Origin of the sequence: Sphingomonas sp. A2-49, assembly GCF_025548555.1 — a bacterium.
Taxonomy (GTDB): Bacteria; Pseudomonadota; Alphaproteobacteria; order Sphingomonadales; family Sphingomonadaceae; genus Sphingomonas.
The window spans coordinates 374,028-387,448 of the sequence record NZ_JAJLPA010000001.1 but is presented as its reverse complement, the minus strand read 5'-3'; the positions used below and the strand labels follow the sequence as shown (position 1 = coordinate 387,448).

The following is a 13,421-nucleotide window of genomic DNA, read 5'->3' as shown; positions in this document are numbered from 1 at the left end:
GTGGCGGATCAGGCCGCCATCGCGCCGAGCACCGCGTGATAGCTGCCGGCGGGCACGGGGGTGTCGAGCTGGCAGCCGATACGCCCGCCCAGCGCCCAGCGGACGATCGCGCGCACCTCGCCCACCACCGGCAACTGCACGCGCAGCGTCGCGCCGACGTCGACCGCCATGTCGCTGCGGATCATCAGGCCGTGGGGAGACAGGTTGACGATCAGCACCGGCACCGTCCGGCGCCCGTCGAGCGATGCGCGCGTGCGGTGGTGGACTTCGTCGCGCGGCTCGGCACGGACATCGGCGATGGTCAACGCTCGTAGGGACAACGCATGGCTCCTCGCGGTCCCGAACGCCGGACCGCCTCGGATAAAGCCATATGTTAAAACCCGTTTACAGACCGCTACCGGGCGAGGGTTAGCAGCCCGTGAAGCTTCTTTCCGGCCGAGATCCGCACGTCCGCGCCGGTCAGCGCGATGACCGCATTCTCGTCGACGATCCTGTCGCCGTCGACGCGCGCGCCGCCGCCCGCGATCAGCCGGCGGGCCTCGCCCTTCGACTTGGCGAAGCCGATCGCGATCAGCGCATCGACCGCCGCGATCGCGTCGCCGGCGACCGCGACGCTGGGCAGCGCGTCGCCGCTCGCCCCTTCCTCGAACGTGCGCCGCGCGGTCTCCGCCGCCTGATCCGCGGCGGCGCGGCCACGGCACATCGCGGTCGCTTCGTTGGCGAGCACCTTCTTCGCATCGTTGATCTCCGCGCCCGGCAGCGACTCGAGCCGCGCGATCTCGTCCAGCGGCAGGTCGGTGAACAGGCGCAGGAAGCGGCCGACGTCGCGGTCGTCGGTGTTGCGCCAGAACTGCCAATAATCGAAATGCGGCAGCTGGTCCTCGTGCAGCCAGACCGCGCCGGCCATCGTCTTGCCCATCTTGCCGCCGTCCGCGGTGGTGATGAGCGGCGTGGTGACGCCGAACACCTCGGCCCCGTCCATCCGCCGCGCCAGCTCGATCCCGTTGACGATGTTGCCCCACTGGTCGCTGCCGCCCATCTGCAACCGGCACCCCGCGCGGCGCGACAGTTCCAGGAAGTCGTACGCCTGGAGGATCATGTAGTTGAATTCGAGGAAGCTCAGCGACTGTTCGCGATCGAGCCGCAGCTTGACCGAATCGAAGCTGAGCATGCGGTTGACCGAGAAATGCTGGCCGACGTCGCGCAGGAAGGGGATATATTCGAGCGCGTCGAGCCATTCGGCATTGTCGAGCATGACCGCATCGGTGGGCCCGTCACCGAAGGTCAGGAAGCGTTCGAAGATCCGCTTGATCGAGGCGACGTTCGCCTGGATCCCGTCCGCGCCGAGCAGCTTGCGCGCTTCGTCCTTGAAGCTGGGATCGCCGATCTTGCCGGTGCCGCCGCCCATCAGGACGATCGGCTTGTGCCCCGTCTGTTGCAGGCGGCGGAGCAGCATGATCTGCACCAGGCTGCCGACGTGCAGCGACGGCGCGGTGGGATCGAAGCCGATATAGCCCGGCACGACCTGACCGGCGGCGAGCGCGTCGAGCGCGCCCGCGTCGGTCATCTGATGGATGTAGCCACGCGCGGCGAGCGTGCTGAGCAGGTCGGACTGGTAGGTCATCCGCGCCCGTTAGCAAGGTGGACGGGGACAGGCTAGTTGCGCGGCAGCTGCGTCTGCGGATCCATCGGCGTCCGGCCCTTGCGCAGTTCGAAATGCAGTTCCGGCTGATCGGCGAAGCCGGTGTCGCCCGACAGGGCGATCGTCTCGCCGCGCCGGACGCTCTGGCCGCGCTGGACGAGCAGTTTGCGGGCGTAGCCGTAGACGCTGGTCCAGCCGTTGCCGTGGCGGATGATGATGAGGCCGCCCAGCGCCGCGATGCCGTCGCCGGCATAGGCGACGACGCCGTCCGCGGTCGCGCGGACGGGCGTCGAGAGCGGCACCGCGATGGTGATGCCGTCGTTGCGCTCGCCGCTCCTGCCCGGGCCGAAGCGGCGCACGACCGGCCCGTCGACCGGCCAGACGAAACCGCCCTGCAAGCGCGCCGGGGCTGCGACGACCGCACTCGGCGGCAGCACGCGGCGCGGGTTGGCGACGGGCCGCGCCGGCGTCTGGCGCGGCGCGGGGGCGGGCTCGCCGCCGGTCAGGATGTCGTCGATGTCGAGCCGGAACGCCGCGGCGCGCTCGGCGCGGCTCGGCTGGCGATCGGGATCGCCGGGGATCAGGATCCGTTGGCCGGCGCGCAGGACATAGGGCTCGCTGAGGCTGTTCGCGGCGACGATGCGCGACCATTCGACGCCATAGGCGCGCCCGATCGCGATTCCCGTCTCGCCCGGCCGGACGAGGTGATAGCGGCCGCCGGGGATCGCCAGCGTCTGGCCGATGCGGATCGTGAACGGCGGCGCCAGCGCGTTGGCGCGGGCGATCGCGTCGGCCCCGGCGCCGGTGCGGTCGGCGACGCGCTGGAGCGAATCGCCGGCGGCCACGACGTAGCGGGTCGGGGCGACGATTTGCGCATCGGGGGTGACCGGTCGGGCTTCCCAGGCCGGTCGCGCGGTGCGCGGCATCGCGACGTCGCCGCGCTCGATCGGCCGGCGTCCGGGCAGGTCTTCGGGCGGCGGCGGCGGGTCGGATCGCGGCGTTTCCGCCGCGGCCGCGCCGCCCCGATCGTCCGCGGGCTGGTCGTATGCCGGCACGGGATAGGCCGCTGGCGGGCCGTCCACCGCGGGAATGCACGCGGTCGCAGTCAGCGCGACGAGGGCCGCTCCGGTGGCGATCCGCAACCGCATCGGACCCTCGCCCGCCCTAGCCGCGCGGCTCGAGCCGCGTCAGCCCGCCCAGATAGGGTCGCAGCGCGTCGGGAATGGCGACCGCTCCGTCCGCCTGCTGGTAATTTTCCAGCACCGCCACCAGCGTCCGGCCGACCGCGAGCCCCGACCCGTTGAGCGTGTGGACGAAGCGCGTGGTCTTCTCCCCCTCCGGCCGATAGCGCGCGTTCATCCGCCGCGCCTGGAAATCGCCGCAGGTCGAGCAGCTCGAAATCTCGCGATAGCTGTTCTGGCCCGGCAGCCAGACCTCCAGGTCGTACGTCCGCTGGGCGCTGAACCCCATGTCACCGGTACACAGCAGCATCCGGCGATACGGCAGGGCGAGCGATTCGAGGATGGCCTCGGCGATCCCGGTCATCCGTTCGTTCTCGGCCGCCGATGCCTCGGGCGTGGTGATCGCCACCATCTCGACCTTCTCGAACTGGTGCTGGCGGATCAACCCGCGCGTGTCGCGTCCGGCGGACCCGGCCTCGGAGCGGAAGCAGGGCGTCAGCGCGGCGAAATGCAGCGGCAGCTCGCCCTCCGCCACGATCCGTTCGCGCACCATGTTGGTGAGCGACATTTCGGACGTCGAGATCAGCCAGCGGCCGTCGGTGGTGCGGAACAGGTCCTCGGCGAACTTGGGCAACTGGCCGGTGCCGAACGCCACCTCGTCGCGAACGAGCAGCGGCGGCACGACCTCCTCGAAGCCGGCGGCGACGACGCGGTCGAGCATGAACTGGCCGAGCGCGCGGCTGAGGCGGGCGATGCCGCCGCGCAGCAGCGTGAAGCGTGCCCCCGCCAGCAGGACGCCGGTGTCGAAATCCATCCCGAGCGGTTCGGCGAGGACATCGTGTTCCAGCGGCGGGAAGGCGAACGCGCGGGGTTCGCCCCATTGCCGGGCGACCACGTTGCCGGCCTCGTCCGCGCCCTCGGGGACGTCGGCGAGCGGCAGATTGGGGATCGCGGCAAGCGCGGTGGCGAGCGTGCGCTCTGCCGCGCCTTCCGCGGTTTCGAGCGTCGGCAGCGCGTCCTTCAACGCCGCGACCTCCGCCATCAGCGCCTGCGCCCGCGCCTCGTCCTTGGCGGCCTTGGCCTGGCCGATCCCCTTCGACAGCTCGTTGCGCCGCGTCTGCGCCTCCTGCGCGGCGGCGATGGCGCCGCGGCGCGCGTCGTCGAGCGCGACCAGCGCGGCGGCGTGCGGCGGCAGGCCACGGCGGGCGAGGGCGGCGTCGAAGGCGGCGGGATCGTCCCGGATGGCGCGGATGTCGTGCATGGCGCACGGCTATGGCGGCGCCGTTCCCGCCACGCAAGCCGGCAACCCGCGCGCCCTCCGCTGCGTTGAGCCCCCGATTGCAACGATCTGGAGTAAGCGACGATGCTGGTTCCCCATAACGCGTTCGTGCTGGTCGCCGACGGGCGCAAGGCGCTGTTCTTCCGCAACGAGGGCGACGCCGAATATCCCAACCTCCAGGTCGAGCATGCCGAGGAACAGGTGAACCCGGCCGATCGCGACCAGAAGACCGACGCCGCCGGCGCGGCATCCTCGACCCGTGGCGGGGGACAGTTTTCGGCGGGCGGCGGGTCGATGGGCGAAACCGATTTCCACCAGCAGGAAGAGGACCGCTTCGCCGCCGAAACCGCGGACATGCTGAAGCGCCGCGCACTCGCCAACGATTTCGAATCGCTCATCATCGTCGCGCCGCCCAAGACGCTGGGCGAGCTGCGCAAACATTATCACAAGGCGGTGAGCGACAAGCTGACCGGCGAACTCGCCAAGGACCTGACCGGCCACCCGGTGCCCGACATCGAAAAGGCGCTGAGCGCCGCCTGACGGGCGAGGACCGGGCGGGCGGACGCCATTCCGCCCGCCCGTTCCGGTCGGATCAGGCGGGCTTCGGACGCGCGAACCGGCGGCGGGCGACGAGCGCCGCCGCGGCGGCCCCGAACAGCAATACCATGGGCGGAGCCGGGACCGGCGCCGGCGGCCCACCCGAGGACCCGGTCGATCCGCTCGACCCGTGATGACCGCTGGACGTCCAGCCGCCGTTCGACGACCAGCCGCCGCTGGTGCTCCAGCCCTTCGAACTCGATCCGTAGCTGCTCGACGACGAGGAGGTCGAGGACGACCCGCCGCTGCTCGACGAGGAGGTCGACGACGAGCCGCTGCTGCTCGACGACGAAGCGACGTTGCCGCTCGACGACGACGAGGTGGAGGTCGATCCCGACGACGATACGTTGCCGCTGGACGACGACGAGCTCGACACGTTGCCGCTCGACGATGACGAGACATTCCCGCTGGACGACGAGGTGCTGCTGACGCCGCCGCTGCCACCCCCGGTGAAGCCGGGCGCGACGGGCAAGGGCACGGGCACGGGTGCGGACTGGCTTGCGACGGTCACGACCGTCGGCGCGCAGGCGGTGGTCGTGGTCGTGACGATGCGGCGCCGGAGGTTCCGGCGGACCGGCGCGGCCGGCCGTCGCGCGACGATGCGCTTCTTGATCTGCTTGACATAGGCGGGACGATCCGGCCGTTCGGCGACATGGACCGCGCCGCCGCCGATCACGGCGCCGCCGCACGCGCAGGCGCACAGTTTCGCCAGGGCCATCCGTACCGACATATCGACTCTTTCTCGTTGCTGGCGCGACGGCTCCAGATGTACGGTCGCAACATTGGTCTTCCGCTATCCGAGAAAGTGCAAAACAAAGCATTAAGTGCAAGTTCGTTAACCATGAACTTGGCGTGCCCGGCGCTTTTTCGATGCGGGCGGCAACGGTATTTGTCCTTAACGTGCCGGAACGATACGAAAGCGCGATGACGACATGTTCCGTATTTCCGGCCGCATCGGACCTGACGCCGGTGATGCGTAAAAGTCGCTATTCGCAATAAACGTTCGCAATCATGATCGATTCGGCAACTCCGATCGCTTGTGGTTCTTCCCGCGCACGATTATAGGCGCCTTCACCATTTGGGGGCGGCCCCGAGGTCAACATGGGGCCGGAGGGAGAGTGGTATGGCAACACAAGTCAGTCGCGTACACGATGTGAGTTCCAAACCGATGCCGGCCAACGATGCGGGAGATTGGGCGGACGATGGTTACCGGCCCAGTGCGGACGAACCGTTCATGAGCCTGCGACAGCAGGCGTATTTCCGGAACAAGCTGCTCAACTGGAAGGATGCGATCCTTCAGGATGCGGCGGGCACGCTCAACCAGCTGCAACTCGACTCCCTGCGGGAATCGGACCTGACCGATCGCGCGTCGAGCGAGACCGACTGGTCGATCGAGCTGCGCACCCGCGATCGCCAGCGCAAGCTGGTGTCGAAGATCGAGGCAGCGATCCGCCGCATCGACGAGGGCGAATACGGCTATTGCGAAGTGACCGGCGAACCGATCAGCCTGGGCCGGCTGGAGGCGCGGCCGATCGCGACGATGACGCTGGAAGCGCAGGAACGTCACGAGCGCAACGAGAAGATCTCGCGAGAAGATTGATTTGCCGTGCACGACGTGGCGGGGTTAAGACTTTCGCCATGTTCGGCGGCTACGCGCAGGCCTGAGCCGATCGCCCGGCAATCACGAGTCGCTTTTGCATATGGACAGCTTTTCCTACGACCCGTCTGAGCGGCCCGTTCCGGTGCAGGACGGCGGCGATGGCGAAGGGTCGCAACGCAGCCGCGCACGCGACAGCCTGTTCCTGATGGCGCCGCTGCGGTTCGAGGACGAGGAGAGCGTGCGCGAGGTGCGCGTCCGTAATCTGTCCGAGGGCGGCCTGATGGTCGATTGCCCGCGCGTGCGCGACCCCGGTACGCCCGTCGTCCTCGACCTGCGCGGGATCGGGGAGGTCACGGGCAAGGTCGCCTGGTGCACCGAGGGGCGGATCGGCATCGCACTCGATCGGCCGATCGATCCGATGAGGGCGCGCAAGCCGATCGGTGCGGTCAAGCGATGATCCGGTGAGCCCCTCCCCGACGGGAGGGGCCGGTCGGTCGGCCTAGAGGCCGCTCAGCTCTTCCTTGAGTTTCAGCTTCTGCCGCTTCAGGTCGGTGATGATCGCGGAGTTGGGCATCGGGCGGTGGGCTTCGTCGGCGATGCGGCGGTCGAGCGCGGCATGCTTGGTCTCCAGGGCCTGGTGATGCGTCGTCTGCATTTCGGTGTACCTCCTGATGCAAGTTGGGGGACGGAGTAAACCATCGACCGCGGCAAAAGTCGTCATCGAAATCGGTCGAACGCGATTAGCCGAGGGGAAGCGTGCGACGACTTGGTCCACGGATCGTGCTGGGCTAGGGCGGCGTCAGGCTTTCACGGGGGCGGACGGCATGGACGAAGCGCAGATCATCGCCCGGCTCGAGGTGCTGCGCACCGAACATCGCGATCTGGACGCGGCGATCGATGCGCTGGCCGTCACCGGCATCCCCGACCAGTTGCAGATCGCGCGGCTGAAGAAGCGCAAGCTCCGCCTGCGCGACGAGATCGCCAATTGCGAGGACCAGCTGATCCCCGACATCATCGCCTGACCGGTCGCGTGGAGGGTCGGAAAACTGCCTCTCTTCGAGACACTTGCGTGCGGATGCGGCGTTGTGCGGACGTCGGCGGCCGTGTCACGGTGACGCGATGAACGGCACCGGTTCCGAATCGCGTATCCACCGCCGGCTGATCGATTCGCTGTATACCGAGGCGATGCTGCTCGCCGACGAGGCGCGGTCCTATTTCGACGAGGCGGGCCGCAGCGAGCGCGAGGGGCTCGACCCGCTGATCCGCGTCGGCTTTTCGTGCGAATCGCTGAAGGTCACCACCCGACTGATGCACGTCATCGCGTGGCTGCTCACACAGCGGGCGATCGACGCGGGCGAGATCAAGCCGCGTGAGGCGCTCGATCCCGGTCGCCGGCTGGGCGAGGCGCCGCGATCCGACGACGCGCTGGTCGCCGCGCTGCCCGACCGGGCGCGCGCGCTGATCGAGACGAGTGCCAATTTGCACCGCCGGGTGGCGCTGCTCGACGTCGCGCAGGAAGGCGACCTGGCCGCCAGCCCGGTGCACCGCCTCCACGACCGGCTGGCGCTCGCCTTCTAGGCGTCAGAGCGCGAGGCGGGCCCGCGCGGCGGCATATTCCTGGGCCAGCCGGGCGACGCGATCGGCGACGCTCTCGACGGCGGTGACCGCGCCGATGCCCTGGCCCGATCCCCAGATGTCTCGCCACGCCTTGGCCTTCGACCCGTTGTCGCCGCCGAAGTTCATCGTCTTCAGGTCGCCTTCGGGAAGCGCATCGGGGTCGAGACCCGCGGCCACGATCGATCCGCGCAGGTAATTGCCGTGCACGCCCGTGAACAGGTTCGAATAGACGATGTCCGCCGCCCGGCTGGCGACGATCTCGTCCTTGTAGGCTGGGGCGGCATTGGCCTCGGTCGTCGCGATGAAGGGCGAGCCGATATAGGCGAAGTCGGCGCCCATCGCCTCCGCGGCGAGTACCGCATCGCCCGTCGCGATCGATCCGGACAGCGCCAGCGGGCCGCCAAACCACTGGCGGATTTCCTGCACTATGGCGAAGGGCGACAGCCGGCCGGCATGCCCGCCCGCCCCGGCGGCGACCGCGATCAGGCCGTCGGCGCCCTTTTCCACCGCCTTGCGCGCGAACCGGTCGTCGATGACGTCGTGCAGCGTGATCCCGCCCCAGCCGTGCACCGCGGTATTGAGGTCCTCGCGCGCGCCGAGCGAGGTGATGACGATCGGAACCTGCCACTTGGCGCAGGTGGCAAGGTCCGCCTCCAGCCGGTCGTTCGACTTGTGGACGATCTGGTTGACCGCAAAGGGCGCGGCGGGCGCGTCGGGGTGATCGCGGTTATACGCCGCCAGCTCCTCGGTGATCCGGTGCAGCCATTCGTCGAGCATCGCCTGCGGACGCGCGTTGAGCGCGGGGAACGAGCCGACGATGCCCGCCTTGCATTGCGCGATCACCAGTTCGGGCCCGGAGATGATGAACAGCGGCGACCCGATCACGGGCAGGCGCAGGGTGTCGAAGATCTTGGGAACGGGCTGGCGGGTCATGGCGGCGGCATCCTCTCGGGATCGGTTGTTTACCGAAACCGATCTGGCTGTCCAGCAGCGCTCGCTTGCCGTCGCGGACCAATGGCGTATGGCCGGCGCCATACACCCGTCCGGAGTCCTGCCACCCATGAAGATCGCCGTTGTCGCCGCCCTCGCGCTGACCGTGTCCACGCCCGCCCTCGCCGCCGGCAGCCTGCCGACCACCGTCCTACCCGTCGTCTACGACATTGCGGTGACGCCCGATGCGCAGGCGATGACCTTCACCGGCAGCGAGACGGTGACGGTCGACGTCAAGGCGGCAACCGCAACGATCACGCTCAACGCCGCCGACCTGGCGATCGCCGCCGCGACCTTCGACGGCAAGCCGGTCCGCTTCGCGCTCGACAAGGACCGGCAGCAACTGGTGCTGACGCTGCCCGCCGCCGCCACTGTCGGCCGGCACAGCGTCGGCTTCCGCTGGAGCGGCAAGATCAACCAGTCCGCCGCGGGCCTGTTCGCGATCGACTATACCAATCAGGACGGGTCGAAGGCGCGGATGCTCGCGACCCAGTTCGAGGCGCCGGACGCCCGCCGCTTCGCGCCGATGTGGGACGAACCTGCGTTCAAGGCGAAGTTCCGGCTGAAGGCGGTGGCGCCGGCGGGGCAGCTCGCGCTGTCGAACATGCCGGTCGCCTCCGTTGCGAAGCAGGCGGACGGGACGCAGCTGTACAGCTTCGCCGAGACGCCGGTGATGTCGAGCTACCTGCTGTACCTCGGCATGGGCGACCTCGAGCGCAAGACGGTGCAGGCGGGCAACGTCGAGATCGGCGTGGTGACCCGCCGCGGCGTCGTCGACCAGGGCGATTACGCGCTGGCGCAGGCTAGGCGGCTGCTGCCCTATTACAACGACTATTTCGGTCAGCCCTATCCGCTGCCCAAGCTCGACATGATCGCAGGGCCGGGCTCCAGCCAGTTCTTCGGCGCGATGGAGAACTGGGGCGCGATCTTCTATTTCGAGCCCGAGCTGCTGTTCGACAGGACGCGCGCCACCGAAAGCGGGCGCCAGCGCATCTTCACCGTCGTCGCGCACGAAATGGCGCACCAGTGGTTCGGCGACCTCGTCACGATGCGTTGGTGGGACGACCTGTGGCTCAACGAGGGCTTCGCCTCGTGGATGGAGAACAAGTCCGCCGCCGACCTCAACCCCTCGTGGGAGGCGGCGGAGGCCGCGGTGTCGAGCGATCGCGAATCGGCGATGGGCATCGATGCGACCGCGGCGACGCACCCGATCATCCGCAAGATCGACACGGTCGACCAGATCGGCGAGGCGTTCGACGGCATCACCTATGCCAAGGGGCAGGCGGTGATCGGCATGCTCGAATCGACGCTGGGCGCGAACACGTTCCGCGACGGCATCCGCCGCTACATGGCGAAATACAAATACGGCAACACCGTCACCGACCAATTGTGGGCGGAGCTGTCCGCGGCGGCGGGCAAGCCGGTCGCCGACATCGCGCGCGGCTTCACGTTGCAGGGCGGCGTGCCGCTGGTGACGCTGACCGGTGCGCGCTGCACCGGCGGCACGACGACCGCGACGCTGGCACAGGGCCGGTTCGGGCTCGACGCGGCGTCCAAGGCGCCGCAGACGTGGCAGGTGCCGCTGGTCGTCGGCACGCTCGGCGGCGGCGAGACGCGTGGCATCGTGTCCGGGCCGGCGACGACGGTGTCGGTGAAGGGCTGCGGCACGCTGCTGCTCAACAAGGGCAAGGGCAGCTATACCCGCGTGATGTACGACCAGCCGGCACACGACGCGCTGGTGCGGGACTATACGCGCCTGCCGCTCGCCGACCGGCTCGGCACGCTGGGTGACGATTATGCGCTGGCGGCCGGGGGGTATCAGGACCTGTCGCGCTATTTCGCGCTGATGGGCCGCGTCGGTGCCGCTGCCGATCCGCTCGAATGGTCGCTCGTGTCGGGGCGGCTCGGCAGCCTCGGCGCGCTGTTCGAGGGCACGCCGCTGGCGCAGCCGCTGCGCGCGCGCACCGTCGCCATCCTCGCGCCGGTGCTGCAACGAATCGGCTTCGACGCCAAGCCGGGCGAATCGCCGCTGGTCAGCAACCTGCGCGAAGGGCTGGTCGGGCGGCTCGGCGACAATGGCGATCCCGAAGTGCTGCGCAAGGCGCGCGACTATGTCGGGCAGCTCGCCACCAACCCCACCGCGATCCCGCCGGCGATCCGCCAGCCGATCCTGTCGACCTATGCGAGCAACGCGACCGCCGCGGACTGGCAGCGCCTTCTCGCGCTGACCAAGGCGGAAACGAACCCGGTCGCGAAGAACCGGTACGTGTCGCTGCTGGGCGCGGCGGAGGACGAGGGCGTCGCGCGCCAGGCGCTGGCGCTGCTCACCGGTGAGGGGATCCTGACCGCGCCGCAGAAGGCGAGCCTGCTGCGCGCGGTCGCGGGCAGCCACCCCGACATGGCGTTCGATTGGGCGGTCGCGAACCGCAAGCTGGTCGACGGCTTCATCGAGGAAAGCAGCCGCTCGGGCTATATCGTGACGCTGGGCGCGGGATCGACCGACCCGGCGATGCCCGCCAAGATCGAGGCGTTCGCGCAGACGCTGCCCGAAACGTCGCGCGGGCCGGCGAAGCGCGTGCTGTCGGGGATCGCGGTGCGAAAGGCCGCCGCCGACCGCCTGCGTCCCGCGGTGCAGACGTGGCTCGGCGCGACGCGCTGAGCGGTCGACATGGGCACCGTCATCCGGCCGCCTGTCGGCTGGCGGTGCACGTCGGCCGTCGGACCATGGGGCGACGAGGGGCGGCGTGCGACGCCGGCTCTCGTCCGATTGCGTGGCGGGTTGTGTCGCTGGTGGCCTGTTGCCCTTCACGCAGGACGCGCGCGGGGACAGTGACGATTGTTCGCGCGGAGGCGCGGAGGCGCGGAGGGGGCTTGCCGGGGGCGGCGTCGCGAACCAGTCCAGGCAGAGAGGAACAGAACGGGGCCCCAGTCCCAGTGCACAGCGCGGGCTTCCCTTGTCCTTTTGTGCACGGCGGGATGATCCTCGCTTACGCAGGATGGCGTGACGGCGAGGCCGAGATTGGTCGCGCGGCGGTACGTGGGGGCTGCGTCCGTCGCTAGCCCGCGCCGTTTATCATTGCTTTGAAGCACAACACCGCGCCGGGCGGGACCTCCTCCGCGCCTCCGCGCGAACCAACGCCCGGCTCGCGCCGCGCGCACCGCCGCTATCCCTCACGCGCGGGCCTACACGCGGATCACGCCGCGGTAACCCGCGCCGCCCGTCGCCCTTTCGACCGCCGCCGGCGCGCGCGCCGATCAGCCGCCGGGCGTGCCCTTGATCCCGGTGACGTCGGCCATGCCGTCGTCGCCCAGCGCGATCAGCCAGGCGCTGCCATCGACGCAGCGGACCGCCCAGACCGGCTTGCCCTTGCGATCCGCCTGACGCGTCGCCTCGACGATGCCCTGGCATGGCTGCTTGGCGTCGTCGATCGCGCGGTACAGCACGCCGTTGAGCTGGCGCGGCGGCAGCGCCAGCACCTTGGCGATATAGCCGCCGGGCGCCGGCGTCGCGGTGGCCGCGACGTTCGCGGCCTCCGGGACGGGCTGGCCGTTGCAGCCCGCCAGCATCGCCATTGCCGCCAGGGCAGTCCATCCACGCATCGCCGTCTCCCCGCAAAAAGCCGAAGAGCCGACATAAGGGGGCGGGGAAGCTTCGAACAAGGGCGCGATGATGTCGGGTCGGATTGATTTCCGCCCGTCGGCGATGGCACAGCATCGACCATGACATGGGCGATCACCATCGAACGGCACGGGGCCGAGGCGCAACCGGTGGTCGTGATCGACACGTTCGGCGATGCCGAACGCTGGCGGGACGACGCGGCCTTTCTGTCCTATGCGCCGATCGGGCCGCATTATCCGGGTATCCGCGCGCCGGTGGCGGCGGCGATGCTGCGCGATGTGCTCGCGCGACTGGAGCCGGTCGCGGCGGAGGTGTTCGGCCTGTCGGGGCTCGAGGTGGTCGATGCCTTCTACTCGATCGTGACGACGCCGCCGTCGGCGCTGACGCCGATCCAGCGGCTGCCGCATTTCGACGAGGTGTCGCCGACCCGGCTCGCGCTGCTCCATTACCTGTCCCCCGACGAAAGCAGCGGCACCGCCTTCTATCGCCATCGCAGCACCGGGTTCGAATCGATCGATGCCGGACGATTGCCCGCCTATCGCGTCGCACTCGACGCCGACCTCCAGCGTCATGGCATACCCGATGCTCGATACATCGCCGGGGACACGCCGGTGTTCGAACGGATCGCGATGCATCGAGGGCGCTTCAACCGGGCCATCCTGTACCGGTCCAACACGCTGCACTGCGCGCATCTGCCCGACGACCTGTCGTTGTCGCCCGATCCGGAAACCGGGCGGCTGACCGTCAACACCTTTCTCGACGGGCACAACTAGCGCACGCTGTTGCACAAAAGGCACGGGTATCGGCCTGCCCGTGAATACGTATGTGGCCGACTTCACTCCCAATCGTGCCGCGTTCACAAGCCGGCAACACAGTCAGCCGATCGCCCGCGATGG

15 protein-coding genes are annotated in these 13,421 nt (G+C 69.3%); 7 read left to right on the top strand and 8 right to left on the bottom strand.

Features of this window, described 5'->3' with window-relative positions; translation table 11 throughout:
* Positions 1 to 8: 8 nt before the first annotated feature.
* From LPN01_RS01780 to serS, 4 genes are all read right to left on the bottom strand, one after another.
* Positions 9 to 305: a PilZ domain-containing protein gene (locus LPN01_RS01780; RefSeq protein WP_262826638.1), complete on the bottom strand. Its 297-nt coding sequence runs from the start codon at positions 303 to 305 to the stop codon at positions 9 to 11.
* 89 nt (positions 306 to 394) lie between these two features.
* Complete coding sequence (gene tyrS, locus LPN01_RS01775) at positions 395 to 1,624, bottom strand: tyrosine--tRNA ligase (protein ID WP_262826637.1); 1,230 nt, start codon at positions 1,622 to 1,624, stop codon at positions 395 to 397.
* A gap of 32 nt (positions 1,625 to 1,656) precedes the next feature.
* Positions 1,657 to 2,790 carry a M23 family metallopeptidase gene (locus tag LPN01_RS01770; protein ID WP_262826636.1) on the bottom strand — a complete coding sequence of 378 codons (1,134 nt, stop codon included), beginning with the start codon at positions 2,788 to 2,790 and terminating at the stop codon, positions 1,657 to 1,659.
* A gap of 16 nt (positions 2,791 to 2,806) precedes the next feature.
* Entirely contained in the window at positions 2,807 to 4,084 is a 1,278-nt protein-coding gene (gene serS, locus LPN01_RS01765) for a serine--tRNA ligase (RefSeq protein WP_262826635.1), read from the bottom strand.
* Positions 4,085 to 4,186: 102 nt separating this feature from the next.
* Between serS and LPN01_RS01760 the strand changes: the two genes are divergently transcribed.
* Entirely contained in the window at positions 4,187 to 4,642 is a 456-nt protein-coding gene (locus LPN01_RS01760) for a host attachment family protein (RefSeq protein ID WP_262826634.1), read from the top strand.
* Between the two features lie 52 nt (positions 4,643 to 4,694).
* Here LPN01_RS01760 and LPN01_RS01755 read toward each other — a convergent pair whose 3' ends face one another.
* Positions 4,695 to 5,429, bottom strand: a complete 735-nt coding sequence (locus LPN01_RS01755) for a hypothetical protein (RefSeq protein ID WP_262826633.1) — start codon at positions 5,427 to 5,429, stop codon at positions 4,695 to 4,697.
* A gap of 438 nt (positions 5,430 to 5,867) precedes the next feature.
* Here LPN01_RS01755 and dksA point away from each other — a divergent pair, with 438 nt between their 5' ends.
* Positions 5,868 to 6,299 (top strand): RNA polymerase-binding protein DksA, encoded by a 432-nt coding sequence (gene dksA / locus LPN01_RS01750; protein WP_410482774.1) that lies wholly within the window; start codon positions 5,868 to 5,870, stop codon positions 6,297 to 6,299.
* Positions 6,300 to 6,399: 100 nt separating this feature from the next.
* A complete protein-coding gene (locus LPN01_RS01745) occupies positions 6,400 to 6,756 on the top strand; it encodes a PilZ domain-containing protein (RefSeq protein WP_262826631.1) in 357 nt (118 codons plus the stop codon).
* A 42-nt stretch (positions 6,757 to 6,798) separates the two neighbouring features.
* Here LPN01_RS01745 and LPN01_RS01740 read toward each other — a convergent pair whose 3' ends face one another.
* Positions 6,799 to 6,954 carry a YdcH family protein gene (locus LPN01_RS01740; protein ID WP_262826630.1) on the bottom strand — a complete coding sequence of 52 codons (156 nt, stop codon included), beginning with the start codon at positions 6,952 to 6,954 and terminating at the stop codon, positions 6,799 to 6,801.
* A gap of 169 nt (positions 6,955 to 7,123) precedes the next feature.
* Between LPN01_RS01740 and LPN01_RS01735 the strand changes: the two genes are divergently transcribed.
* Positions 7,124 to 7,321, top strand: a complete 198-nt coding sequence (locus LPN01_RS01735) for a YdcH family protein (RefSeq protein WP_262826629.1) — start codon at positions 7,124 to 7,126, stop codon at positions 7,319 to 7,321.
* 97 nt (positions 7,322 to 7,418) lie between these two features.
* Positions 7,419 to 7,877 (top strand): DUF1465 family protein, encoded by a 459-nt coding sequence (locus LPN01_RS01730; RefSeq protein ID WP_262826628.1) that lies wholly within the window; start codon positions 7,419 to 7,421, stop codon positions 7,875 to 7,877.
* 3 nt (positions 7,878 to 7,880) lie between these two features.
* Here LPN01_RS01730 and LPN01_RS01725 read toward each other — a convergent pair whose 3' ends face one another.
* Positions 7,881 to 8,849, bottom strand: coding sequence for an NAD(P)H-dependent flavin oxidoreductase (locus LPN01_RS01725; protein ID WP_262826627.1), 969 nt, complete (start codon positions 8,847 to 8,849; stop codon positions 7,881 to 7,883).
* 127 nt (positions 8,850 to 8,976) lie between these two features.
* Between LPN01_RS01725 and LPN01_RS01720 the strand changes: the two genes are divergently transcribed.
* Positions 8,977 to 11,565 (top strand): M1 family metallopeptidase, encoded by a 2,589-nt coding sequence (locus tag LPN01_RS01720; RefSeq protein WP_262826626.1) that lies wholly within the window; start codon positions 8,977 to 8,979, stop codon positions 11,563 to 11,565.
* Positions 11,566 to 12,161: 596 nt separating this feature from the next.
* Here the strand turns inward: LPN01_RS01720 and LPN01_RS01715 are convergent.
* Positions 12,162 to 12,506: a hypothetical protein gene (locus LPN01_RS01715; RefSeq protein ID WP_262826625.1), complete on the bottom strand. Its 345-nt coding sequence runs from the start codon at positions 12,504 to 12,506 to the stop codon at positions 12,162 to 12,164.
* 120 nt (positions 12,507 to 12,626) lie between these two features.
* Between LPN01_RS01715 and LPN01_RS01710 the strand changes: the two genes are divergently transcribed.
* Entirely contained in the window at positions 12,627 to 13,298 is a 672-nt protein-coding gene (locus LPN01_RS01710; protein ID WP_262826624.1) for a DUF6445 family protein, read from the top strand.
* Positions 13,299 to 13,421: the final 123 nt, after the last annotated feature.

Bases quoted from the DNA above. Each gene is read 5' to 3' on its own strand.
- tyrS (WP_262826637.1), bottom strand. From the start codon at position 1,624: ATGACCTACCAGTCCGACCTGCTCAGCACGCTCGCCGCGCGTGGCTAC.
- LPN01_RS01770 (WP_262826636.1), bottom strand. From the start codon at position 2,790: ATGCGGTTGCGGATCGCCACCGGAGCGGCCCTCGTCGCGCTGACTGCG.
- serS (WP_262826635.1), bottom strand. From the start codon at position 4,084: ATGCACGACATCCGCGCCATCCGGGACGATCCCGCCGCCTTCGACGCC.
- LPN01_RS01760 (WP_262826634.1), top strand. From the start codon at position 4,187: ATGCTGGTTCCCCATAACGCGTTCGTGCTGGTCGCCGACGGGCGCAAG.
- LPN01_RS01755 (WP_262826633.1), bottom strand. From the start codon at position 5,429: ATGTCGGTACGGATGGCCCTGGCGAAACTGTGCGCCTGCGCGTGCGGC.
- dksA (WP_410482774.1), top strand. From the start codon at position 5,868: ATGCCGGCCAACGATGCGGGAGATTGGGCGGACGATGGTTACCGGCCC.
- LPN01_RS01745 (WP_262826631.1), top strand. From the start codon at position 6,400: ATGGACAGCTTTTCCTACGACCCGTCTGAGCGGCCCGTTCCGGTGCAG.
- LPN01_RS01740 (WP_262826630.1), bottom strand. From the start codon at position 6,954: ATGCAGACGACGCATCACCAGGCCCTGGAGACCAAGCATGCCGCGCTC.
- LPN01_RS01735 (WP_262826629.1), top strand. From the start codon at position 7,124: ATGGACGAAGCGCAGATCATCGCCCGGCTCGAGGTGCTGCGCACCGAA.
- LPN01_RS01730 (WP_262826628.1), top strand. From the start codon at position 7,419: ATGAACGGCACCGGTTCCGAATCGCGTATCCACCGCCGGCTGATCGAT.
- LPN01_RS01725 (WP_262826627.1), bottom strand. From the start codon at position 8,849: ATGACCCGCCAGCCCGTTCCCAAGATCTTCGACACCCTGCGCCTGCCC.
- LPN01_RS01720 (WP_262826626.1), top strand. From the start codon at position 8,977: ATGAAGATCGCCGTTGTCGCCGCCCTCGCGCTGACCGTGTCCACGCCC.
- LPN01_RS01715 (WP_262826625.1), bottom strand. From the start codon at position 12,506: ATGCGTGGATGGACTGCCCTGGCGGCAATGGCGATGCTGGCGGGCTGC.
- LPN01_RS01710 (WP_262826624.1), top strand. From the start codon at position 12,627: ATGACATGGGCGATCACCATCGAACGGCACGGGGCCGAGGCGCAACCG.